The following is a 21,265-nucleotide window of genomic DNA, read 5'->3' on the forward strand; positions in this document are numbered from 1 at the left end:
CGGATGACGTTTCCATCGTTGACCTGATACCTGCCTTGCGCGCCTTCGCCCGCACCTTCTGCCGGGTTCCCGACGATGCCGACGACCTGGTCCAGGAGACATTGACCAAAGGGCTCGCCAACATCGACAAGTTCGAGCCCGGAACGCGTATGAAGTCATGGCTCTTCACCATCATGCGCAATAGCTATTATACGCGCATNCGAGGTCCTGATGCTGATCGGGGTCCTTGGCGTCAGCTATGAAGAAACTGCCGAAATATGCGGTTGCGCGGTTGGAACGGTAAAAAGCCGCCTTAACCGAGCGCGTGCCAGCGTGCTGGAATACCTCGGCGAAAGTTCCTTGCAGACATTGGTGGAACGACGCAATCACCTGTCAGCAGCACAGGGAAACTTCGCAGTCGACAGGCGCCGATAGCTAGTCCTGTTTCTTTGCTTTGCATCGACGCTTCTCGACAAGCGCATTCTGCAATTGAACCGCAAGGTCGGTCAGCTGGTCGGGGACCTTTTCCTGCTCGATAGCAGTCAGCAGAGATGCAATCTTCCGGTCTATTGCCAGCCGGAGTTTCGGGCTGATGCTATCGTCGCTCGAGCGAGACATAGTGTTCTCTTAACGAATCAGTCCCTTCACCAGTGTGGTGACGGCAATCAGAGTTTGCAAGGATTCGCGCGTCCTCACAGTCAGCGCCGTCCCTTGCACTGCCCGTCCCTTGCACAGCCCGTCCCTTGCACAGCATTGTGTATCGAAGCTGCTGGTCTCGTCGGGGAAGCCTATGCTTTCCCCTCGGGTCCTCCCGGCGCTGTTGCCGGGTGCGCTCGACATTTCGACTCTCGTGACCTCGACTGGCCACTGGTCATGATTGGCGTTTGCGGTTGCAGCAGTCAGTCTTGGGAGAGACGATCTGCGGCGTAATACTGATCGGAGTTGATCCGATTGCCGTCGAGCCGGCGTTGCTCGGTGTGCTGCTTCCCAGGCTCTGCTGGACAAAGCAAAGCCGCGTTTCCTTGACCTTGTCCTTGGCCAAATCGGTCATCGCGCCGGCCGCCGGAGCCTTTATCTTGACGGCAGAGATGATGTCTATCTTGCCGCCGGATGCCTTCTAGTCCTCCTTCGGATTGTCGGCACTCACAGGTGCCCTGTCTGTTTGGTGCGCCTGTCTCTTTGACGCCCTCGTCTCTTTGACGCCCGAACAATCATTGCGCCGTAATGTTCCCTCGGATGCCACAAGTAGAAAGGCATTGCCGTCCCACAGCCGGAACGGCTTCGCGCCGTCAGCCACGACCTGCATGCAATGGGCTTCGGCGAGGCGGTGAACATCGGCACGATCCAGCGCCGTCGATCCGCGATAGGAGTAATTCAGAAGTGCTGCCACGCCTGACGGTTTCAGAACACGCGCAATTTCCTCGAAATACCGCTCCGCCAGGCCAGCCAGCACCAGGTAGGGGAAGCTGTCGACAGCCAGCACGCAATCGAAGCTTGCGTTGGAAAAATCGGCGAGATCGAGACCAAAGGTCGGCCGCAGATCCACATTGCGCAGCCCGGCACATCGCCGACGAGCGACCGAAATCATCTCCAGGGATATGTCGATGCCGACGATCCGGTGCGCGGCATCCGAGAGTGCGCTTTCGAAGCGGCCGATGCCACAACCAATGTCCAGTATGTCCTGGTCGGGGCCGCTGAAGCCTTGCCGCTGCAACCATGCGACGATCTCGTCGGTGGCGGCGGTGAGTTTCTCCTCGTCTCCCAGCGAAGACAGTTGAACGCTCGCCGCCTGGGAAATCGTCGCCGCGGCATCAAAGCCGGCGGCCAGCCGCCTGACGACCGCGGCGTCAGTTTCCCATTCATCGCGTTCGTGGCGGACGGCGGCACCTGTTTGGCGCAGCGTGGTGAAGATGTCAGGCCTGTGACGAAGCAGATCGGCGATCCGCTCCAGTCTGTCGCGTTTTCGCAGGTCGGCTGAACGCATCTCCAGCGCCACATCGGCCAATTCTGCGGCATCGACCCCGGTCTCGAAGCGCAGCGCCAGTCTGGCAATGATGGCGTCGACGCAGGCGCCGTCGGCCATGCACTCCTCGATCAGCATTTTTGCGGTCGATGCCGCCTGGGGCGATGGCTTTCGTCCGGTGGCGCTCATCGAGCCATGCTCCGCGTCCAGACCTTTCGCATTGTCCATTGGTCGACGGCCCCCCAGCCATACTTGTAGCTCTCCTGGCCGCGCAGAAAATCGAACTCCCGCGCCCCTTCACGAGCCGCTTCGGCAATCGCGTGACCGATCAGGATTGCGCCGGGACTTTCCTCGGCATAGGCCGGATCAAAACCGCCAAGGTAGGCGTAGGCGCGGTGGCGATGATGAAATCCGTAATAGGCGCCGACGACCGCATCGTCGATGGCAACAAGCCAGCATCGGACAAGACCCTGTGCGGCAAGCATGGGAAGCGCCTGCCGATGGAATTCTTCTGCAGCCGGATCGGCCAGGACGCCGTCGCCGCGCCCGGCCCAACGCGCGCCGTGAAGGCGGATCAGGTGATCGAAAAACGCTTTGAGATTGGCCTGCGCCGGTATGATGGAGACGCAGCCGCGCCGGCGTGCGGCATTGTGCGCGCGGCGCAACTGGCGTCTTCGCCGCGCCGGAATGCAGATCGCGAGCGCATCGTCGCCAGCGATCGGCAGCACGGGACAAGCGGCGTGGTCGACGGGTTGATCCGCCTCCAGCGCAGGGTGCGCGATAGTGAGACCGGCAGCACCGGCCGGCAGGTCCGGTAAGATCCATTGCGACCAATTGATCGCCAGAACCCGGTCGGCGATGACGGCGGCGACAGCCGCTTCGATGCCGGGGCAACACAGGACATCCAGGTAGTCGCTCAACGAAATCCCAACCGGAAGCAGTCTCGACCCGCAAGTTGCGTGTTCCAGGTAAAGCGGTGCCAATCCCACCAGATCGTCGCCTCGCCAGACGGCGATCGTCGCCAGCTCTCCGGGCGCGAATGCGCGCCACCACGGCACCAACCAGGCGGGGCTTTGGAACGGCGTCGCTGTCCGGCTGTGCGCCCACAGCTCCCGCCAGCGCGGTGCCAGCGCCTCAAAGGCGGCCGGATCGTCGATGATCTCGGAGCGGAGCATGAAAGCCGCTCACTGCACCGTCGCCAGGCGCCTGCGGCCGGCACCAAGCCCTGCCAGCGCCTGGTAGGCGTCCATGTAAGACGAAATCATTTGGTCGAGCGAAAAGCGCCGCCGCGCCTCGGCCCGGCATGTCTCAGCATTCAGGCCGGAGGCTGCGACGATGGCCTCCGCCATCTCATGGATGTCGTTGACCAGAAAGCCCGTCTTGCCGTGTTCGACCACATCCGGCAGCGCACCGTTTGGAAAGGCGACGACCGGCGTGCCGCAGGCGAGAGCCTCCATCGCGACAAGCGAGCTGGTTTCCGCGGCAAGGCTGGGAATGACCAGGCAGCGGGCGGCGTTGAGAAAGTGCCGCTTCGCGACGAAGCCGAGCGGACCGAGGAAGCGGCGGCGCTGGTCGAGGCGCGGCTGGACTTCGTCACGAAAGTACAGCGTGTGCGTTTCGTAAGGGTAGACCTTGCCGCCGATGATCAGCCGCACGCCAGCCTGTTTGGCCGCGTCCAGTGCCAGGTGGATGCCCTTTTCCGGGCAAATGCGGCTGAGCACCAGCGCGAAGTTGCGCTTGAACTGCCGACCGCTCAGCGCATCGATATCCACGCCGTTTGGAATGGGTGCCAGCAGCCTGGCACCCGGCGGCGCGGTCCTCTGTTGGGCCATCGAGACGGCGTGAAGCCATAGATCGTCGCGGACCGTGCGCAAGGCATCGGCGGGATACCAGTCGAGCGGCAGGTGCAGGCTTACCAGGGTCGGGCCATCATCAGGCAGATAGGCATCAAAATCGATGCCGTGCAGATGAACCACGTCGATCGGCCAACGGGCGCGTGCGACTTCTATCGCGGTGCGGTGAGAGCGCTGTGCCCGTTTCTTCGCCGCATCGTCGAGCACACCTGGTTCAGCAGGCGTCTCGATGAGCACGCCCGCCGCTTTCGAGCCCTGGCAACCGATCACGATGGAAGCGTGTCCCGCGCGCACGAGTGCCTGGTCGAGCATCGACAGCACCTGCTCGGCACCGCCAACCGCATCCGGGCCGACTGGCGCGAGAGGGTAGGCGACGTTCAGGACGGTGAGGGTCATGGCCGGTCGAGCCCAAGCTCCTCATGCGCAGCGGCCGCGGCGTGAAGCCAAACCGCCGGCTCGAAGCCGAGCGGCAGCGCCTCGTAATAAAGCCTGCCGCTGTTCGGCAGCGCCAGGAAATCATAGGCAGGCGCCACCCGGAAACGTTCGATGCGCGCCGTGAACGGCGCCAGCGTCCGTTGCTGTGTCCGGTGGCAGGCCAGCATGCACTGCTTCCGTTCGAAAGCCGCTTCCGTAAGGTGCAATTCGATGCGCTCGCTGCCGGAATGACTGTTGAAATCCTGAAGGACCGCACCCTCAGGCCCGGCCGAATAGAACGCCATTTCGACGATGGCCGGTGCCTGGCGTCCGTCGCGGCGCAGCAAATGGCAGGCCGCATGGACGGCAAAGGCGGTCGCGTCATGATCGGGGTGACCACCTTCATAAGGATGCGTGCAGACGAAGCTGACATCGCGCTCGGCCAAAAGGCCGGTCAGTTCCCGTGCGAGCGAGCCAAGATTTCCGGCGGCCTGCTTGTCGGGATAACCGAGGCTGATCAGGGCCGTCGACGGCAATCCCGCTGCCGCCAGCACCGCCTCCAACTCCCGATGGCGGGCCTCGGCATAGTCCTGCCACGTCTCGAAGCCGTATGCTCGCGCGTCTTCAAGGTCTCGCGGCGCGCCATCGGTGACATGAACGATGCGAGATCCGCGCAAGCCGGCAAGATGCCCGCCGATGCCGATGGTTTCGTCGTCCGGATGCGCGACAACGATCACGATCTCAGCACCGTCTGAGCGGTGCGGAGCAGCACCTAGCAACAAGGCCGCGAATTCGGCAAGCGGTCCGGACCTGTCAGCTGCGTGTTGCATGACACACTCATGCTGCCGAAGCCCGCACCGCTCTGACCGGCGAGGCAGCCATGGCGGGAGCATAGCGGCGGGTCATCGTCGCGCAAAACTCCGCAAATTCCTCCGGCACCAGCGGCGGACTGGTGTGATGCGGCATCACTCCGCGGTGCTCCGGCGTGAAGCAGAAGGTGATGGTCACGTCGAAATCGGCAAGTGCTTCCATCTGCCGGTCGTACCAATCCAGCGCATTCGGCCTGAAACTGTCGGCCCAGGAAAGCCCGGTGCGCAGATTGGTGACGCCCAGCCGTTTCATCCAGGCGACGGCGTCGTCCAGCCGGGGATCTTCAAAGTGGAACCATTGCACCAGCCCCATCCCGGGTAAGTAACGCAGGAATTCTTCGAGCGCGGGTTTGGGCGTGCCATCTTCGCGGAGCAGGCCCATGTAGAAGTGGCGATAGTAGGAGGAGCCTTCGGCCTCGCGATGACGCGTCGTTGCCCCCCATTCGCGCGGAAGATCGTAGAGGCTGTACCATTGCACGCGCGAGGCATTGCCGAGCAGCAGTTCGGCGCTCCGACGCAAACCCCAGAGCTGCACCTCCTCCGCCCCGAAGCTCGACACGCCAACTTCGCTGACCCATACGGGAAGATCGGTAACGGTCGAAATCTCGCCGATCTTCTGCGGCCATTCCTGAATCTGCCAGAGATTCCAGTCGAGTGGGAAACCATGCACACCGACGGCATCGACATGATCGAGCACCCCGTATTGCTTCATGAGCGCCATGAAATCGGCATCGATCGGCGAAATGCCCCCCAGTATCCTGGTCACGGCCGGGTTTGCCGATGCGATCGCATCGGCGGCCAGTATTGCCATGTTGGCGAAGCGGCTCCAGTCGGGGTCGAGTTCGGGATCCCAATGGGATTTGTTGTTCGGCTCGTTCCAGATCATCGCGGCTTCAATCATGAAGTTGTCCTTTCGACGGGTAGACGGCGCCGCCGCCGGCCGGCTCACCGGCGGCGCGGCAAAAATAAACCTCTTGCTCCGGGTGCAGCACGATCTCGAAGCCGGCGCTGCGCAGTATCGCTTCGGTGCAGGCGCGATTGGGAATCCACCAGTTGGTGGGGTCGTCGGCATAGCGATGCTCGACGAAATGCAGCTTCGGAAACTCCGGCCGGTCGAACAGATCATGGGTCCAGAAAGGATAATTCTCATCGAGCGCAGGCAGTTCGATGCTGCCGCGCTGCATGGACTGGAAGATCATCAAGTCGCCGGAAACGTGCTCCCGGATCAGATCGAGAGCGAGCAGCGGGTGGCGCAGGTGATACAGCACGCCCATGAACAGGACGATGTCGAATTTCTCCCGCAGGGCGCCAACGTCGTAGACCGACAGCAGCTGGAATTCGATGTCGCAGTCCGCGATTTCGGCGGCGAAGCGCGCCTGCGCCAGATAGGCTTCATCGAAATCGATGCCGAGGACGCGGCCGGCGCCGCGTCGCTTCATCTCGATCGAGTAGAAGCCGGCGTTGCAGCCTATGTCGAGCACGGCCTTGCCGGACAGATCGGCAGGAATGGCGTCGGCGAACTTGCGCCATTTGATCAGCGGGTAGTTGCCGAGGAAATGGTCGGGGGCGGTTTCGACGCCCGCCAGCTCCATGTTGTGGAACCACGGGCCAAGGGCATCGATGCGGCGGCGTATTTCGGCGTTCGAATGCAGCATGGCTAGCCTCCTTCGCCTGGATGGCTTGGTATTGCTTGCCCCGGCAGCACGAACATGAGGTTTTTCGGGTCCTCCAACGTAGTGTCGTTGTTCTCGAGCAGCCGAAGCGCCGTGCGGTAGCCGTTGAACGTGCCGACGTCGACATAGGCGGTGCCTGCCTTGACGCCGCAAGCCTCACCGCCTGCCGCCAGATAGGCGTTGATCAGGGTGCCGACATATTCGTCGCTTTGATCCCGCTCGCGCCAAAGCGCGGCAAGCTGGTGAAGTATGCAGCCCGGCATCTTGAACGCCCCCCAGATCCAGTTCGATGCGGCGCCTTGTTGCTTGACCTGGATCTCCTTCACCCGGTCATCCCCGTCGAGAACGACGGCATCGAAGAGTTCCGGGTGATCCACTGGGAAGAGCAAAAACGACAGCCGGTCGTCCGGCAGGCGGCAAAAGCCATCTTCCGGAAACCAGATCGTGTCCGGCAGGCCGACCAGAACCGTCTCGTCCGCCGCGACCAGCGGCGCGGCGCGGAAGATCGCGTCGCAAAGACCGACGGGGTTGGGCTGCACGACAAACAATGCGGCGGCGTCGCCGTAGCCGGCGGCGTAGTATTCGAGAATGTCCGATTTTCCCGATCCGATGACGAAGCAGATCTTGTCGACGCCGTTGCGCACCATGCGACGCACCAGATACTCGCTCACCGCGCAAGGACGCTCGGTCTGGCCGTCGATCCGGCTGCCGACCGGCAGGAGCTCCTTCGAGAAGCCGAGCGGTTGAATGCGGCTGCCGCGGCCGGCGGCGGGCACGATGCCCAACATCAGATTGCTTCCTTCAACGGCTCGCCCGCCGCCAAGCCCTGCCCCAAGCCCGGCAATGAATCGGACAGGAGGCGGTCCAGTTCCCTGGCGCGCTGCGCAGAGGTGTGTTCGTCCAACACCCGCTCGCGCGCCCGGCGCCGGATGGCGTCGACTTCGCTGTCAGGCAAGCCGACTGCCGCGACCACGTCGTCGGTGCTGTCCGCCAGGATGATCTCGCTGCCGGGCTGGAAAAAGCTGCTCAGCCCGGGCCAGGTGTCGCTCACGATCGCCGCGCCGCAGGCTGCCGCCTCGAACAGCCTGCCCGAAGGACACCAGCCCCTCTTGGCCATCGCCTCGCGCGTCACGTTCAGCGTCAGGCGCGATGAGCAGAAGAAGGCCGGATGATCCGCAGGCGGAAGGTGCCTGACAAAGAAGATGTTTTCGCTCCACGGAAATTCATGCGGATATTGGGCGCCGCCGATGACGAAACGGCGGTCCGGCATGCGCGCTGCCGTGCGGACCAGCAGCTTTTCGACGCCGGCCTGGCGATCGGCCGCATACGTTCCGAGATAGGACAAATCCCCGGCGAATTCAGCCCGGGGCTGGGCCGGCCGGTGTCGGTCGGGATCGACATGGCCGTAGAGAGGCAAGACTCGGCGGGCGCCCAGCAGCGTTTTCAGCGCATCGATTGCGGTTCCCCCCGTATAACTGAGGGCGAGGTCGAAATCGTGAAGGCCCTCGGGCCCGTAATAGGCCGGTCGTAGACCTTGTTCTATCCGGGCGAGCGTGACCGGGGTGTCGAGATCGTAGAAAACCTTCAGCCCGCGACAGGCCTGCTGCGCCAGGCGCGATGCCTCCACGGCGTCGGGGCAATAGGACGTGACGATGACGACGTCGGATTCCCCGATAGCCTGTTCCGCGACATGGCGAATGTCCTCCCACTCCGGATAGAGAACGACATTGCCGCCATCGAGATGGTCAAGATCGCGTGCGCCGGCATAGTACGGGGTATTGCGTTCGAAAAAGCTGACCGACCAGCCCAGGCGACCGAGCGCACGGATCAGCCCGCGCCACAGCGTCGCGTGTCCGTTTCCCCACGAGGAGGTGACGGTGAGACCGAAAATGACCATACGCATCCGGCAGTCCTCGTCAGGCGGCTTCGTTCAGTCGGATCAGCTTGGAGCCCCAGTCACCGGACACGACCGTGGTGATCGAAGCGGGGTCGATATCGAAGCGAAAACAGTCTCCCAGCGGCAAGCCGAGCACCTTGCAGACGGCGGCTTTGATCACGTCGGCATGGCTGACCAGTGCCACGGACTGGTTCTGGTAGCGTTTGCGAAGCTGCTGCATCAGCGAGACGACACGTTGCTGGACGTCCAGCATTGTCTCGCCGCCGGGCGTCCTCGCCTGCTGGCGTTGACTGTTCCACGTCAGCCAGTCGGCGTCCTGGCTCAACTCTTCGAAGGTCTTGCCCGACCACGCGCCGAAGTCGATCTCATCGAGTTCCTGGCGGATTGTAATCTTCTCGCGATTGCAGGCGATTGCGATCGGTTTTGCGGTTTCCAGTGTTCGTTCGCGCGGGCTGCAACAGATGGCCGCCAGCGGCCGCGCCGCCATGTGGCTGGCCAGGCGCGAGGCTTGTGCCCTGCCGGTTTCGCCAAGACAAACTCCAGCCATGCGTCCGGCAAGATAGTCGCCGACATTGTCGTGCGCCGCATGGCGGATCAAGAAGAAAGTTGTCGTCATTCCGCGGCATCAAGCATCGGCTCGTCCCTCCCGGCGATGAAAGACAGCGTGCGCAGGCGTGCCTCGGCATCGGTGAACTGCTCGGGCGGCGACTTCATGAAATAGCTGCAAGGGCCGGTCAGCGCCCCCGCGATGCCGCGGTCAAGCGCCAGTTTGGCGCAACGGACAGCGTCGATAACGACCCCGGCCGAGTTGGGCGAATCCCATACTTCCAATTTGAGTTCTGCATTCAGCGGCACGCCGCCGAACGTCGTGCCTTCCACGCGGATGTAGGCCCATTTTCGATCGGTGAGCCAAGGCACATGGTCGCTGGGGCCGACATGGATGTTGCCGGCCTCCAGGGGAACGTCGAACTGGCTGGCTACGGATTGCGTCTTGGAGATTTTCTTCGATTCCAGCCGCTCGCGCTCCAGCATGTTGAGGAAATCGGTGTTGCCGCCGAAATTCAGCTGATAGGTGCGGTCGATGCGGACGCCGCGCTCGCGGAACAGATTGGCGAGCAAGCGGTGGACGATCGTCGCGCCGACCTGGCTTTTGATATCGTCGCCGACCAGCGGCAGACCGCGCTGTTCAAAGCGCCGGCGCCATTCCGGCCGCGATGCGATAAAGACCGGTATGCAGTTGACGAAGGCGCAGCCGGCCTCGAGCGCGCACTCTGCATAAAAACGCGTGGCTTCTTCGGAGCCGACCGGCAGATATGAGACCAGTACGTCGGCGCCGCTTTCCCGAAGCAGCGCGCTGACATTCGCGACCGGCTCTTCTGCCTCCTCGATCTCATCGCGCAGATATTTGCCGATGCCGTCAAATGTCGGTCCGCGCTCGACGCGAACGCCGGTTGCCGCAACATCGGCAAAGCGGAAGGTATTGTTGGGCGCATTGTATATGGCTTCCGCCACATCACGCCCAACTTTGCCCTTGGCGACGTCGAAAGCACAAACCACCTCGATATCGGCGACATGATAGCCGCCAAGATCAGCATGCATCAGGCCCGGTATCGGCTCATTGCCTCTGGCGTCCCGATAATATGAGAGGCCCTGGACAAGGGAAGACGCGCAATTGCCGACGCCGGCTATTCCAATCCGTACCTTTTTTGATCCCACGAAACTGCCGCCATCGCTGTTGAAGGTAAGTTCCTCGCGCCGAACTGTCAGCTGCCAGGAATGTTCCTTGCGACCTGGAAAAATCACCAACCTCTATTCGGATCAAAGCTGCGCCCTGTATTTTGCGTTGCCTGGGCCGATCGAAGCCTGAGCGACGCGAGCCTCAATCGAGCGTTCGCAGCATATCCGCTTCTTTTTCCAGGATGGAGGCCACTTCCTCGCGCTCAAGATGCGTCATCATCAGGCTCACACAGCATTCGAGGTAGGTGATCGAGGTACGTCTCAGAAAGGCAGCCGCTTCCCGTTCTGCCATTTGCTCGATGTCCCTGGCGGATCGTTTTCGATGCACGGGTCCGTTCTCCCTGCCGATATTCGCCCAACGGCGAGCTAGACCGGATGTTCCCACAATGAGAAAAAGTGAAGACGCCTGTCGGGAGTCTCACCATGCCCGAGGGCATAGCTCTCCCCGACTTCAGGCCGGCAGGTTTTGCAGTCGGCCTGAAACGGACCTCACGCTTGTCGCCATTGGGGAGATTCGATCCTCGTTACGGCTGGCCTCGAGCTCCATGAAATAGCTGATCGTCTGCATCAGGCCTTGCTTGAGTGGCACCTTTGGCGACCAGTCGAGAAGGGCTTTTGCACGGGAAATGTCCGGTTGCCTCCGGCGAGGATCGTCTTGCGGCAGTGGCAGGAATTTGAAGGCCGAGTTGCTGTGGGTCATATCCCTCACCAATCCGGCCAGTTGAAGAACGGTGAATTCCCCGGGATTGCCCAAATTGACCGGCTGGCTCGGATTGGGATCGACATCCATGAGGCGGACCAGACCCTCGACCAGATCGGAGACGTAGCAGAACGACCTGGTCTGCAGCCCGTCGCCGAAAATCGTCAGCGGTCTCTTCTCGAGCGCCTGCATCACCAGGTTCGAGACGATCCGGCCGTCGGCAGGATCCATCCGCGGACCATAGGTGTTGAAGATGCGCGCGACCCGGATGTCGGCCGTTTCGGTTCTCAAATAGTCGAAGCACAAGGTTTCGGCGGTTCGCTTGCCCTCGTCATAGCAGGCACGAGGACCGGTGCAGTTCACGTGACCCACATAGTCTTCCGTTTGCGGGTGCTGTTCCGGATCGCCATACACTTCGCTTGTCGATGCCTGCAGGAGGCGCGCATTGTTTCGGGCGGCAAGCTCAAGTAGATTGAGGGTTCCGATCACGCAGGTCCGCGTGGTGTGAATCGGGTCAGCCTGGTAGCGCGGCGGCGATGCGGCGCACGCCAGGTTGAAAATGCGGTCGACCGGCTCAGCAAGGTCCAATGGTCGGCAAATATCCTGCTCGATCAGCCGGAAACGAGGACTGTCCAGCATCGAGACGATGTTTTCCATCCGACCGGTAAGAAAATTGTCGACACAGATCACACGGCACCCGGCCTGAAGCAGTGTCTCGCAAAGATGCGAACCGAGGAAACCCGCGCCGCCGGCGACAAGCGCCGTTCTGGTCCGTTGTGTCCTTCTTGATTGCCGCATCTCTATTTTCTCCTGTCTGCCAGTCATGCTGCACTTTCGATGTTCAGATCGAGCGCTGGACGTGCCGATCTTGGCCGCGCCAGCAGCGAAACGAATTCGCGGGCTCTCGCGGCGCTTGTATGTGCCGCCAGGATCGTTGCACGCGCTCGCTTGGCCAAAGCAAGCCTGACGCGGTCGGATTGGCTGGACAGGATATCGATCACGTCTTCGGCTTGGCCCGCCGTGTTGATCGTGGCTGTCGGAAAGAAGCTGTCCAGACCGGTCCAGCGATCGCTGATGATCGCTGTGCCACAGGCAGCCGCCTCGAAGAGGCGTACGCTGGGAGACCACCCAGCCGCTATCATGGAGCTGCGCGTGACGTTCAACGTATAGCGCTGGCGGCTGTAGAACGAGGCGTGGTCCGCCGGCGGCAGGTGCTCGATGCGATCGACGTTGCTTGGCCAGACGGTCTCGGACGGGAATTGCGAGCCGGCCACGACGAAGCGACGGTCCGGCATGCGTCTTGCCGGTTCGAGCAGGAGAGCATCCAGCGTCGCCTGCCGGTCCGAGCTGTAAGTGCCGAGATAGCCAAGGTCCCAGCAGATCGGATCGGCCGTTCGGCGATGCCGCTCCGGGTCGACGGAGCAGTAGAGCGGCTCGGCGCACCGTGCACCGAAGTCCGCCGCCAATCGGGCGAGTGTTGGCCCGCCGGTGAACGAGAAATAGACGTCGAAATACGGGATCTGCCGCCGGCATAGGTAGTCGCAATCATCCGCGGCGAACTTGGCCAGCGTGACCGGCGTGTCGATGTCGTAGAAGCAGAACTGGCCCGTGCACAGGGACGCGACGATGTCGATGACGGCTCGCCCCTCCGGAACGAACGACCCGACCACTACGACATCGGCCTGTTGCAGACAGCCGGCATAGGTCCGACGAAGATCGTTCGTCGTTTCGTAGTAGCGCAACGTGCAGAAATCCGGGTCGCGCAGATCGCGATGGTTCGCATACCACGGCACGTCGCGCTCCAGGAAGGTGACGCGATGGCCGAGCTCGTGCAGGCCCTTCAGCAACCCCCTAAAGGTCGTGGCATGGCCGTTTCCCCATGAAGAGGACAACGACAGGCCAAGAAAGACGATGTCGAGCCGCTGGGTCATTCCGCTGCCTCCACGGTGGGGCGCTCGAAATGACGCCTGAAGACAGCGTCGGCGACAGCGGCCCTTAACGCATAGGTATGCTCGGCGAGAACACGCCGAAGCGCAGATGCGCCGATCGCCCTTGCCCGCTGGGGGGTGAGGGTGCGCAAGATCTCAGTGACATCATTGCCATCGCGCGCCACCAGGATCTCTTCCCCGGGGGCCAGGAACAATTCGACGCCGAGCCAGGCATCGGTGATGAGGCATGCGCCGGCACCGGCAGCCTCGAAGACGCGGGTGGCAGGCGAAAAGCCGTTGGCGGCCATGCTGTCGCGGCTGATGTTCAGCACCGCCTTGGGGGTGACGTTGAACGCATTATGGTCCCGCGTCCCGACGTGGCCGAGCCATGCGACATTTGCCGGCAGCTGCTTGTCACCCCAACCAGATCCGCCGAGCAGGAAACGCTGATCGCCCGAACGGTTGGCCGGATCGAGGAAGAAGGCTTCGACGCGTGCTTCACGGTCCGGCAGGCGGTTGCCGAGAAAGGCGAGGTCGCAGGCGAAACGCTTGTCCTTCGCGACCGGATGGTGCGTTTCGGGATCGAGCGCGTTGTAGATCGGCACGCATTCGGCAGCCCCCAGCGCACGATAGGCCCAGACGACCGGATCGCCGCCGCCATAGGTGAGGACAAGGTCGATCTCCCGCAACGCGCGGTGCAGGGGGTGATCCGGCTCGTCGCGCAATTGGCCCAGAGTGGCCGGTGCGTCGACATCCCAGAACACTGTCAGCGCCTCCGTCCGGGCGTGGTCGAGTACGGCGCGCAGCAGCGCCTCGTCTTCGAAGCCGACTCCGCTGGCCTTGACGACGATATCAGCTTCGCCTGCGCTTGCTGCCACCTGCATCAGCGCATGCGGGGTCGCCTCGTATATGACGACGTTGCACCAGTCCGGTGCCTCGATATCGCGGTTCTTCTGCCGGTCGTAGACGTCCGGTTCATAGAACGTGATCTCGTAGCCAAGTTGAGAAAGAGCCTTCAGCAATCCACGGTAATAGGTCGCCGCGCCGTTCCAATAGGACGACAGCAGGCTCGATCCATAAAATGCAATCTTCATGCGACTGTCTCCTCTTTGGCGATGCGATCGATGGCCTGGCGGTTGCCGCATTCGGCGAGCACGTCGAACAGCTCGTCCGCCCGGTGCCGGCAAGTGTGTCGCCTCCCGATGGTTTCGAGGCCGGATCTCACCAGAGAGGCGGCCAGGTCAGCATCGTCCAGCACGTCGCGAAGATGGCGGCACATCTCGGAACCGTCGCGCGCGAAAAGAAAGTCGATACCTGGCCTGAAGAGTTGTTCGACATCGGCCCAAGGCGCCGACACGAGCGGGATGCCACAGGCGAGCGCCTCGAACATGCGGATCGTCGGGATGCCGGGCAGGTTCTCCCGATACGGGCGCCGCGGGATGTGGACGGTAACGCGGTGGGCCGCGAATGCCTTGGGCACGTCGGCATTGGCAATCCAGCCTTCGTATTCCAGGCCGGCGGCAGCAAGATCGGCGAGCGCTTCGCGTGGATAGCGCACGCCATGAACAGTGCCACGCAGGCGAAGTTCTTCCACCGGATCGATCAGGAATTCCTTGATTTCGGCACTGCGCTCGTCATCGCCCCAGTTGCCGATCCAGATCAGATCGGCAGTCGGGTCGATCTCCGGGTGAGGCTTGAACAGGCGCTCATCCGCCGCCTCGTGCCAGGTGAAGGCACGTTTGCCCCAGCCGGCGCGAAGATAGCTTTGCCGCAACGCCTCGCCGAAGGCGAGCACGCCGTCATAATGCTCCAGCCGCAGGGCCGAGATCGCCTGCGTCGCCGACACGGCGCGATGGTGGGTGTCATGGAACAGAAGCGTGAAACCGCCTCCATTCGCCTTGGCCCCGCCGATGCGCTCGACAACCTCCGGGTCGGTCCATTCGTGGACGATCACCACATCGGCGTCGGCAATCCAGCCTTCATGGTCGAAGGACGCGTCGTAGGTCACCGACATCAGCTCCGGAAAATCTTTTCTGAAGCGCTCGACCGCGTAGGGCCCTTTCTCTGCCAGCAGGTTCGAACGGCTCCAGCCGTCTGCTGGCTCCAGCGCGATCGCCTGGTGCCCGCGTGCAACAAGCTCCCGCATGATGCCGCGCAGGAAATGTGCGTTGCCGTGGTTCCAGTCGGAAACGACCGAATGGGTATAGAACAGGAACCGCATTGTCAGCGTTCCGCAACGGCCAGGGCGGCCCGATCGTAGATGTCGTGCATGGCCGCCGCCTGCCTTGCTGGTGAAAACTTGCGCGCTCGCCGTGCGGCGGCTTCGCCGAGCCGGCGCCTGTGTTGGGCATCGTCAGAGAGACAATCGACGCACCTGGCGAGATCGCCTGGATCGTGGACGTCGTAGAACAAAGCCGCGCCATTCCACAATTCGCGATAGTTCGGGATGTCGGCAAGCACCAAAGGTGTCGCCGACGTCGCTGCCTCCAGTGCGGCAAGGCCAAATGGTTCATAAATGGAGGGCGATACGAAGATGCCGGCCCGCGCCATCAAGCGACGCACCTCGTCGTGGCAGACCGAGCCCAGAGCAACGACATTGCTGAAATTGACGCGTTGGCCATCGCCGCCCTCGATCGGCCCGGCAGCGAAGACTGGCCATTTCGTCAGCGCTGCTGCCTGGTCCAGCGTAGCTGCGTTCTTTCCTTCGTCCCACCAGCGCGCGGCGGCGAGAACCACCGGTTCGCGTCGCTCTGCCTCTGGAGCCGGCCGTGTGCCGTTGCTGACAACGCTCAGGCGGGCGATCGGCCCGTAGCAGGCCTCGAGCATGTCGGCATGGCTGCGGCTGGGTGCGACTACCGCATTGGCCCAATCGAAGCCGCGTCTGTTGCGGTCCTTCTGCCAGGCCCATTCGCCGTCCGCAGCCCGCCCCCTGACGGCGTGGAGCCAGGTCACGACGCATGAGTGCGAGACCGCCACGACCGGGCAGGGCAGATCAAGTCCCACGGCCTGCGTCGGCGCGTTGAGATGGACGAGGTCGATCGCGTAATCGCCGACGAGCGCGCGCAGTTCCTGCGGCAACATTTCCAGATCGTCCTCATTGCGGGTCATCCAGTCCGGCGGTGTCTTGAGCCACGCCAGGCCGGCGAAAGCCTGTGCCTCCTTCGCCTGCTCCTCCGACGGTTCCGGGCCCAGCCCGGCGAGCACGATGCTGTCGCCGCCATGAGCCAACTCCCGCGCCAGATCAAGCGCGTAGCGCCAGACGCCGCCGACGGCATCGACGGTCATCAGGATTCGCCGCGGGCGGCGGATCAGTGACTGCAACATGTCGCCTCCAACTCGGCCAGCGCGCGGGGGCGCTTCTCCTGGATATCGCTGAACGTCCGGAACGAGGCCAGGTAATGCTCGTGGGCGCGCTCCCAGGCGAGATCGTCGGGCTCGCCCCAAAGCTCGCGATAGCTGGGCGAACTGGGATAGGGATAGAGCGGCACCGGCTCGTTGGCCCACACGCCGCGGTCAATGAGGTGCTTGCGCCAGTGGTCGACCAGAGCCGGATCGTCCTCGACGACGCCGATCAGATTGGCTTGGACGAACGGAACGTGACGTCGTGCATCGACCAGCAAAGCGGCCAGTTCCTTGGTGTCCAGCCGGCAACGCTTTGCCAGCATGGCCCGGCCTTCCACCGTCAGGCTTTCAAGGCCGGCTTCGATCGAAACGCAGCCGGCCGCACCAAGCAATTCCAGGAGCTCCGGCTTCCAAAGATCGATGCGGGTCTGCACGCCGAACTTGACGTCGCGATCGACCAGTGCCTCCAGCAGCGCCTTCTGCGGCAGGAATATCTCGTCGATAAAATAGATGTAGCCGACGCCTTGCCAGATCAGCCGATCGATTTCAGCGATGATCGCATCGTGGCTCCTGCGGCGGTAGGCGTCGCGGAAATCCATCTTGGCGCAGAAGCTGCAATTGTAGGGGCAGCCGCGAGATGCCTCGACCTCCGCGCCGAAACCCAGCTGATTATCATCGAATCGGTGGTGATGGTGCGAATGCGCGGCTATCCAATCGGACGGCCAGCTGAGCGGCGGATGATCGACAAACGAACTGGTGTGGACGCCGCCATTGCCGACAAGTTTTCCCTCGTCGAGGTAGGCGGTGTGGGGCACGGCGCTCCAATCGTCACCGCGGGCGAGTTCTGCGACGACCTCTTCGCATTCGCCGCGCACGACGACATCGACGCCCAGCTTGCGCAGCGTCGGCGCCGGCGTTGCCGAGCCGTGCGGCCCGACAGCCACTGTGCGGCCGCCGTGCCCGGCGAGGCGGTTGAGGAAGTCGGCGGGTACACGCAGCTCGGGCGGCGCGCAGCGCCAAAACAAATAGGTCGGCGCCGTGCTGACGACGGTCATGGCCGGTGCGAAAGCGGCGACGCGATCGGCAAGTGCCGCGTTGTCGAGCTTCTGGATTTGCCCGTCCAGCATCAGCACCTGATGGCCGTCGGCCTCCAGCGAGGCTTTCGAGTAGCCCAATTCCAGCGGCAGATGTGGCTGGCGGCAGCCGAAATAGATGCTGTCCTCGTAGGTCCAGAACGGATTGACCAGGGCGACTTTCATGCCACGTACCTCGCTGGTTCAGGCTCGAGGCGATGACGCCGGAGCCAGTCGGCGAGATCGCGGACGCCGTCGCGCCAGGAGACATGCGCTTTCCAGTCGAGCGTCGCTTCTAACTTGCGGGTATCGGCGACAAAGAAAGGTTGGTCGCCGGTGCGTTCCCGGTCGTAGCGGATCGCGAGGTTCCGCCCGGTCAACTCGCCGATCTCCTCGATCAGCATGCGCAGGCTGACGGCGTTGCCCGGTCCGCCACCGAGATTGAATGCCTGGCCCTTGATGTCGTCGATCCGGGCAAGTACCCCGCGATAGGCCGCAACGGCGTCGCTGACATGAAGGATATCGCGCACCTGCTTGCCGTTGCCGTAGATCGTGATCGGCCGGCCGGAAAGCGCGCTGAGCAGAAAATGGGCGACCCAGCCCTGGTCCTCCGTGCCGAACTGGCGCGGCCCGTAGATGCAGCTCATGCGCAGGACCGCGGTCGGCAGATTGTACGACTTGGCATAATCGAGCACATATTGGTCGGCCGCGCCTTTGGAGCAGCCATAGGGGGTGCAGAAATCCAGGCCGCAGGCCTCGTCTATGCCGTTGGCGCGGATGCCGGCATCGCAGGGCACGCACCGATCGTCCTCTTCGCGCACTGTGACGTCGGGCAGGCCGCCATAGACCTTGTTGGTGCTGGCGAAGATCACGGGAATGCGTCTGCCGCTGCGGCGAGCCGCTTCCAAAACGTTGAAGGTCCCGCGCAGATTGATGTCGAAATCTTCGCTTGGCTGGACGAGGCTCGTGGTGACGGCGGTCTGCGCGGCGAGATGAAATATCGCCCTGGCATGCACCAAAAGCGGCGCCAGCACGTCTTCGTCCCGGACATCGGCGGTTTCCACGGCAAGTTGATTGCCGTGCTTCTGCGCCAGCCACGCCAGGTTCTGATCGACGCCCGGGCGGCTGAGATTGTCGATGACCAGCACCGGCACCCCATCCGACAACAGGCTGTCGGCGAGGTTCGAGCCGATGAAGCCGCTGCCGCCGACGATAGCCACCGGCGCTTCACGAAAACCGTCCGGCCTCATGACACCAGTCCTCGCTCTTCGAGTTCCCGTTTCATGTCGGCGCCGCGGTCGATGGCGACCGTGTTGCGCACCCATGCGACGAACTCGTCGAGTGAATCCTCCAGCCGGTGCTGCGGCTCGAAACCGAGCAGTTCGCGCGCCTTCGAGATATCGGCGAAGCAATTGCGGATATCGCCGGCGCGCGCCTTGCCGAGAATTTCAGGCCGATGGTCCGGCACACCCATAGCGTCGGCGAGCAGCCGGGCGACCTCGCTGATCGCATAGGCCCGTCCGCTGCCGATGTTGATGACGTGGCCGCGCGCCTGGCGTTGTTCCAGCGCCAGGCGGAACGCGCGGGCGACGTCGCGCACATGCACGAAATCGCGTTTCTGCTCGCCATCTTCGAAAATCATCGGCCGCTGGCCGTTAGCGAGGCGTGAAGCGAAATTCGCCAGAACGCCGGTGTAAGGATTTGACAGCGCCTGTCCGGCGCCGAACACGTTGAACAGGCGCAGCGCCACCGCATCGACGCCATAGGCATCGCCGAAGATCAGCACGGCGCGCTCCTGGGCATATTTCGTCAGCGCATAGATCGAGGCGAGGTCGACCGGCTTTTCCTCGTCTGTCGGCAGCGGCGACAGGCTTTCATCCGCCGCCGAGAGTGGATTCCATTGGCCGCTCTTGACGTCGCTGGCCTGCCGCCGTGCATTGTCGACGCGCCGACCGCCTGGCGTGGCATAGAGACCCTCGCCGTAGACGCTCATCGAGGAGGCGACGACGATCCTCTCGACCGGATGCTTGATCAGTGCCTCGAGCAGGGTGGCGGTGCCGAGGTCGTTGGCGCCGACATAGCGGGCGATCTCGTACATGGACTGGCCGACGCCGACCTCGGCGGCGAGATGAACGGTGGCGTCGACGCCCTGCAGCGCCTCGGCGACGGCGGCGCGATCGCGAACGTCGTCTTTGATCAGTTCGGCTCCTGCCGGCAGGCTGATCGCCTCGCTGCCGTGCACCTGTTCCAGCAGCGCATCGAGAATGCAGACGGCATAACCATGTTCAACGAGTTCCTGGACGACGTGGCGGCCGATGAAACCGCACCCTCCTGTAACCAGTATGCGTTTCACGACAACTCCTTACGCAGTTGGCCTTGGCGCCCCGAACTGTTTGGCAAAAGGTTTGTTCCCTCTGCTTCAACAAAGATGGTTTTGGCGAGGCTGCAACCTGAGGTGAACGCATGGCGAACGAGCCTTGGGCGATGCGCTGGAACATTGCAGCTTCTTTGGTGTTAGGGGCGGTCATCCGGTCCGTGGGCGGCCCGTGGGCGCAAGCCAGGAGGCCACACGCCTGCAAGGTCTGGATCAAAGGAGGTTCCAATGTCTGAATCGAAGACAACCACCAATCATGACGAGATCCGCCAATGGGCCGAAGATCGTGGTGGCCGACCGGCGGTTGTACGAACCAGGGGCGAGGGCGGCATCTTGCGGATCGATTTTGGCGAGCCCGAGGAGAAGCTCGAACCCATCCAATGGGATGAGTTCTTCCGGATTTTCGACGAGAACGATCTGACTTTCCTTTACCAGGACGAAACCGGCTCCGGAAAAAACAGCCGGTTCAACAAATTCATCGACCGCAAGAACGGCTGAGGAAGCTGCTACTCAGCGCTGTCGGGTAGCTCTTAGGCTCGCCTCGCGTTCTGATAGAGGACTTAACTATAGATGGCTGTTTTCGCCTACTTTTCAGACTGTTAGAAAACCAATCTCAGTGCAGCAGGCTGGTTCCGCCCGATCCGGCAATGTTTCGCATGATGCCGTTCAGCCAGTCTTCGGTCGATACACCGGGCCGCCTGTCGATCTCACCGATGGCGCGCTCCAGTGTTCGCTCGACCAGCCGATCGGAAGCACCGACGTCGCCCAGAAGCAGCCGCGCCGCGAGCCTGAGCTTCGGCAGAAGTGAAAACACGTTGTCCGACAAGTTCACGGCAGGGCGACCGGCAAGGGCGGATTTTTCCGGAGGGAACAAGGCGTCGAAGACGGCGTAGCTATCCGACGATTTTCGAAGATTGCTGGCGTGGCGGAGACGTTCGGGAATGACGATGTCCTCGTCACCGCTGAAAAAGACGAAGGGAACGCCGCGGCGCATCAGTTCGTCGGCGATCGGAAACACCCGCCGGCCGTTGAGATTGACGTCGAGGATCGCGGCCTCAGCCACCTCGGTATGCATGGAGGCGTGTTCGACCGTCGCCGCAGGGCCAAGGACGACCGCGCCCATATTGCCGAAATATCTTGCAAGATCGCCGGCCAATACCCAATCGTCTTCGACAATCAGGATGCGCACTCCTCGGAGATCGCGCACCTCATCGCCCTTTCTTCGAGCGGGATTTGCAAGTGTCCGCACGGGCCTGTTCGGAATGTTCCTGCAAGGCTGCCTGCAATCGCTTCGCCAAAACAAGCATGCGCGGCGGAATGGATTCGTTTCCCGGCAAACTCAGCAGATCCTCGAAGCGCAACGACGCTCGTCTTGTCAGCTTCAGCTCAGGTGTGCGCTTTGACATTGGAGTTCCACAATAATCCCGACTTTAACGCCGTCTGCACGGACTTGTTCCGGCCCT

General features: G+C 62.7%; 24 protein-coding genes and 1 pseudogene. 3 read left to right on the forward strand and 22 right to left on the reverse strand.

Annotated features, from left to right (window positions below; all coding sequences use genetic code 11):
- A pseudogene (locus X738_RS67385) lies at positions 1-414 on the forward strand (sigma factor); the annotation flags it as partial.
- On the opposite strand, the gene X738_RS67390 reads toward X738_RS67385, so the two are convergent.
- Complete coding sequence (locus X738_RS67390; protein ID WP_023801247.1) at positions 415-597, reverse strand: hypothetical protein; 183 nt, start codon at positions 595-597, stop codon at positions 415-417.
- Positions 598-884: 287 nt separating this feature from the next.
- On the opposite strand from X738_RS67390, the gene X738_RS67395 reads away from it, so the two are divergent.
- On the forward strand, positions 885-1,100 hold the full coding sequence (locus X738_RS67395; protein ID WP_023801248.1) for a hypothetical protein: 216 nt from the start codon (positions 885-887) through the stop codon (positions 1,098-1,100).
- On the opposite strand, the gene X738_RS67400 is transcribed toward X738_RS67395, so the two are convergent.
- The 19 genes from X738_RS67400 to X738_RS67490 form a co-directional block, all read right to left on the reverse strand.
- Positions 1,097-2,131 carry a class I SAM-dependent methyltransferase gene (locus X738_RS67400; RefSeq protein WP_063830557.1) on the reverse strand — a complete coding sequence of 345 codons (1,035 nt, stop codon included), beginning with the start codon at positions 2,129-2,131 and terminating at the stop codon, positions 1,097-1,099. The genes X738_RS67395 and X738_RS67400 overlap by 4 nt on opposite strands.
- Complete coding sequence (locus X738_RS67405; protein ID WP_023801250.1) at positions 2,128-3,117, reverse strand: GNAT family N-acetyltransferase; 990 nt, start codon at positions 3,115-3,117, stop codon at positions 2,128-2,130. The genes X738_RS67400 and X738_RS67405 overlap by 4 nt, the downstream gene beginning before the upstream one ends.
- A 9-nt stretch (positions 3,118-3,126) precedes the next feature.
- Positions 3,127-4,191, reverse strand: coding sequence for a glycosyltransferase (locus X738_RS67410; protein WP_023801251.1), 1,065 nt, complete (start codon positions 4,189-4,191; stop codon positions 3,127-3,129).
- Positions 4,188-5,039: a PIG-L deacetylase family protein gene (locus tag X738_RS67415; RefSeq protein WP_023801252.1), complete on the reverse strand. Its 852-nt coding sequence runs from the start codon at positions 5,037-5,039 to the stop codon at positions 4,188-4,190. Before X738_RS67415 ends, X738_RS67410 begins: the two co-directional genes overlap by 4 nt.
- A gap of 7 nt (positions 5,040-5,046) precedes the next feature.
- A complete protein-coding gene (locus X738_RS67420; RefSeq protein WP_023801253.1) occupies positions 5,047-5,979 on the reverse strand; it encodes a beta-xylosidase in 933 nt (310 codons plus the stop codon).
- Positions 5,972-6,733 carry a TIGR04290 family methyltransferase gene (locus X738_RS67425; protein WP_023801254.1) on the reverse strand — a complete coding sequence of 254 codons (762 nt, stop codon included), beginning with the start codon at positions 6,731-6,733 and terminating at the stop codon, positions 5,972-5,974. The genes X738_RS67420 and X738_RS67425 overlap by 8 nt, the downstream gene beginning before the upstream one ends.
- A 2-nt stretch (positions 6,734-6,735) precedes the next feature.
- Entirely contained in the window at positions 6,736-7,539 is an 804-nt protein-coding gene (locus X738_RS67430) for a sugar phosphate nucleotidyltransferase (protein WP_023801255.1), read from the reverse strand.
- Positions 7,539-8,654, reverse strand: a complete 1,116-nt coding sequence (locus X738_RS67435) for a CgeB family protein (RefSeq protein WP_031255700.1) — start codon at positions 8,652-8,654, stop codon at positions 7,539-7,541. The genes X738_RS67430 and X738_RS67435 overlap by 1 nt, the downstream gene beginning before the upstream one ends.
- Positions 8,655-8,667: 13 nt before the next feature.
- Complete coding sequence (locus X738_RS67440) at positions 8,668-9,264, reverse strand: histidine phosphatase family protein (protein ID WP_023801257.1); 597 nt, start codon at positions 9,262-9,264, stop codon at positions 8,668-8,670.
- On the reverse strand, positions 9,261-10,364 hold the full coding sequence (locus X738_RS67445) for an inositol-3-phosphate synthase (protein ID WP_031255702.1): 1,104 nt from the start codon (positions 10,362-10,364) through the stop codon (positions 9,261-9,263). Before X738_RS67445 ends, X738_RS67440 begins: the two co-directional genes overlap by 4 nt.
- Before the next feature lie 163 nt (positions 10,365-10,527).
- Positions 10,528-10,677 carry a hypothetical protein gene (locus tag X738_RS83055; RefSeq protein ID WP_023801259.1) on the reverse strand — a complete coding sequence of 50 codons (150 nt, stop codon included), beginning with the start codon at positions 10,675-10,677 and terminating at the stop codon, positions 10,528-10,530.
- A 159-nt stretch (positions 10,678-10,836) separates the two neighbouring features.
- The gene (locus X738_RS67455; protein ID WP_023801260.1) at positions 10,837-11,883 is read right to left on the reverse strand and encodes a UDP-glucuronic acid decarboxylase family protein; all 1,047 of its coding nucleotides are present in this window, start codon (positions 11,881-11,883) and stop codon (positions 10,837-10,839) included.
- A 23-nt stretch (positions 11,884-11,906) separates the two neighbouring features.
- Positions 11,907-13,016 (reverse strand): CgeB family protein, encoded by a 1,110-nt coding sequence (locus tag X738_RS67460; protein WP_023801261.1) that lies wholly within the window; start codon positions 13,014-13,016, stop codon positions 11,907-11,909.
- Complete coding sequence (locus tag X738_RS67465) at positions 13,013-14,107, reverse strand: CgeB family protein (RefSeq protein ID WP_023801262.1); 1,095 nt, start codon at positions 14,105-14,107, stop codon at positions 13,013-13,015. The genes X738_RS67460 and X738_RS67465 overlap by 4 nt, the downstream gene beginning before the upstream one ends.
- Positions 14,104-15,234, reverse strand: a complete 1,131-nt coding sequence (locus X738_RS67470) for a CgeB family protein (protein ID WP_023801263.1) — start codon at positions 15,232-15,234, stop codon at positions 14,104-14,106. The genes X738_RS67465 and X738_RS67470 overlap by 4 nt, the downstream gene beginning before the upstream one ends.
- A 2-nt stretch (positions 15,235-15,236) precedes the next feature.
- On the reverse strand, positions 15,237-16,337 hold the full coding sequence (locus tag X738_RS67475; protein ID WP_023801264.1) for a glycosyltransferase family 4 protein: 1,101 nt from the start codon (positions 16,335-16,337) through the stop codon (positions 15,237-15,239).
- On the reverse strand, positions 16,322-17,614 hold the full coding sequence (locus tag X738_RS67480) for a TIGR04295 family B12-binding domain-containing radical SAM protein (RefSeq protein ID WP_023801265.1): 1,293 nt from the start codon (positions 17,612-17,614) through the stop codon (positions 16,322-16,324). Before X738_RS67480 ends, X738_RS67475 begins: the two co-directional genes overlap by 16 nt.
- Positions 17,611-18,678: an NAD-dependent epimerase/dehydratase family protein gene (locus tag X738_RS67485; RefSeq protein ID WP_023801266.1), complete on the reverse strand. Its 1,068-nt coding sequence runs from the start codon at positions 18,676-18,678 to the stop codon at positions 17,611-17,613. The genes X738_RS67480 and X738_RS67485 overlap by 4 nt, the downstream gene beginning before the upstream one ends.
- Positions 18,675-19,781, reverse strand: a complete 1,107-nt coding sequence (locus tag X738_RS67490; protein WP_023801267.1) for an NAD-dependent epimerase/dehydratase family protein — start codon at positions 19,779-19,781, stop codon at positions 18,675-18,677. The genes X738_RS67485 and X738_RS67490 overlap by 4 nt, the downstream gene beginning before the upstream one ends.
- A 249-nt stretch (positions 19,782-20,030) precedes the next feature.
- On the opposite strand from X738_RS67490, the gene X738_RS67495 reads away from it, so the two are divergent.
- Positions 20,031-20,300 (forward strand): hypothetical protein, encoded by a 270-nt coding sequence (locus X738_RS67495; protein ID WP_023801268.1) that lies wholly within the window; start codon positions 20,031-20,033, stop codon positions 20,298-20,300.
- A gap of 115 nt (positions 20,301-20,415) precedes the next feature.
- On the opposite strand, the gene X738_RS67500 is transcribed toward X738_RS67495, so the two are convergent.
- Both X738_RS67500 and X738_RS86225 read right to left on the reverse strand, forming a co-directional pair.
- Positions 20,416-21,009: a response regulator gene (locus X738_RS67500; protein ID WP_036270045.1), complete on the reverse strand. Its 594-nt coding sequence runs from the start codon at positions 21,007-21,009 to the stop codon at positions 20,416-20,418.
- Between the two features lies 1 nt (position 21,010).
- Positions 21,011-21,208 carry a hypothetical protein gene (locus X738_RS86225; RefSeq protein ID WP_023801270.1) on the reverse strand — a complete coding sequence of 66 codons (198 nt, stop codon included), beginning with the start codon at positions 21,206-21,208 and terminating at the stop codon, positions 21,011-21,013.
- Positions 21,209-21,265 lie beyond the last annotated feature (57 nt).

Source organism: Mesorhizobium sp. L48C026A00 (assembly GCF_000502375.1).
Taxonomy (GTDB): Bacteria; Pseudomonadota; Alphaproteobacteria; order Rhizobiales; family Rhizobiaceae; genus Mesorhizobium; species Mesorhizobium muleiense.

Coding starts and splice junctions, on each gene's coding strand:
- X738_RS67390 (WP_023801247.1), bottom strand. CDS start 597: ATGTCTCGCTCGAGCGACGATAGCATCAGCCCGAAACTCCGGCTGGCA.
- X738_RS67400 (WP_063830557.1), bottom strand. CDS start 2,131: ATGAGCGCCACCGGACGAAAGCCATCGCCCCAGGCGGCATCGACCGCA.
- X738_RS67405 (WP_023801250.1), bottom strand. CDS start 3,117: ATGCTCCGCTCCGAGATCATCGACGATCCGGCCGCCTTTGAGGCGCTG.
- X738_RS67410 (WP_023801251.1), bottom strand. CDS start 4,191: ATGACCCTCACCGTCCTGAACGTCGCCTACCCTCTCGCGCCAGTCGGC.
- X738_RS67415 (WP_023801252.1), bottom strand. CDS start 5,039: ATGCAACACGCAGCTGACAGGTCCGGACCGCTTGCCGAATTCGCGGCC.
- X738_RS67420 (WP_023801253.1), bottom strand. CDS start 5,979: ATGATTGAAGCCGCGATGATCTGGAACGAGCCGAACAACAAATCCCAT.
- X738_RS67425 (WP_023801254.1), bottom strand. CDS start 6,733: ATGCTGCATTCGAACGCCGAAATACGCCGCCGCATCGATGCCCTTGGC.
- X738_RS67430 (WP_023801255.1), bottom strand. CDS start 7,539: ATGTTGGGCATCGTGCCCGCCGCCGGCCGCGGCAGCCGCATTCAACCG.
- X738_RS67435 (WP_031255700.1), bottom strand. CDS start 8,654: ATGCGTATGGTCATTTTCGGTCTCACCGTCACCTCCTCGTGGGGAAAC.
- X738_RS67440 (WP_023801257.1), bottom strand. CDS start 9,264: ATGACGACAACTTTCTTCTTGATCCGCCATGCGGCGCACGACAATGTC.
- X738_RS83055 (WP_023801259.1), bottom strand. CDS start 10,677: ATGGCAGAACGGGAAGCGGCTGCCTTTCTGAGACGTACCTCGATCACC.
- X738_RS67455 (WP_023801260.1), bottom strand. CDS start 11,883: ATGCGGCAATCAAGAAGGACACAACGGACCAGAACGGCGCTTGTCGCC.
- X738_RS67460 (WP_023801261.1), bottom strand. CDS start 13,016: ATGACCCAGCGGCTCGACATCGTCTTTCTTGGCCTGTCGTTGTCCTCT.
- X738_RS67465 (WP_023801262.1), bottom strand. CDS start 14,107: ATGAAGATTGCATTTTATGGATCGAGCCTGCTGTCGTCCTATTGGAAC.
- X738_RS67470 (WP_023801263.1), bottom strand. CDS start 15,234: ATGCGGTTCCTGTTCTATACCCATTCGGTCGTTTCCGACTGGAACCAC.
- X738_RS67475 (WP_023801264.1), bottom strand. CDS start 16,337: ATGTTGCAGTCACTGATCCGCCGCCCGCGGCGAATCCTGATGACCGTC.
- X738_RS67480 (WP_023801265.1), bottom strand. CDS start 17,614: ATGAAAGTCGCCCTGGTCAATCCGTTCTGGACCTACGAGGACAGCATC.
- X738_RS67485 (WP_023801266.1), bottom strand. CDS start 18,678: ATGAGGCCGGACGGTTTTCGTGAAGCGCCGGTGGCTATCGTCGGCGGC.
- X738_RS67495 (WP_023801268.1), top strand. CDS start 20,031: ATGTCTGAATCGAAGACAACCACCAATCATGACGAGATCCGCCAATGG.
- X738_RS86225 (WP_023801270.1), bottom strand. CDS start 21,208: ATGTCAAAGCGCACACCTGAGCTGAAGCTGACAAGACGAGCGTCGTTG.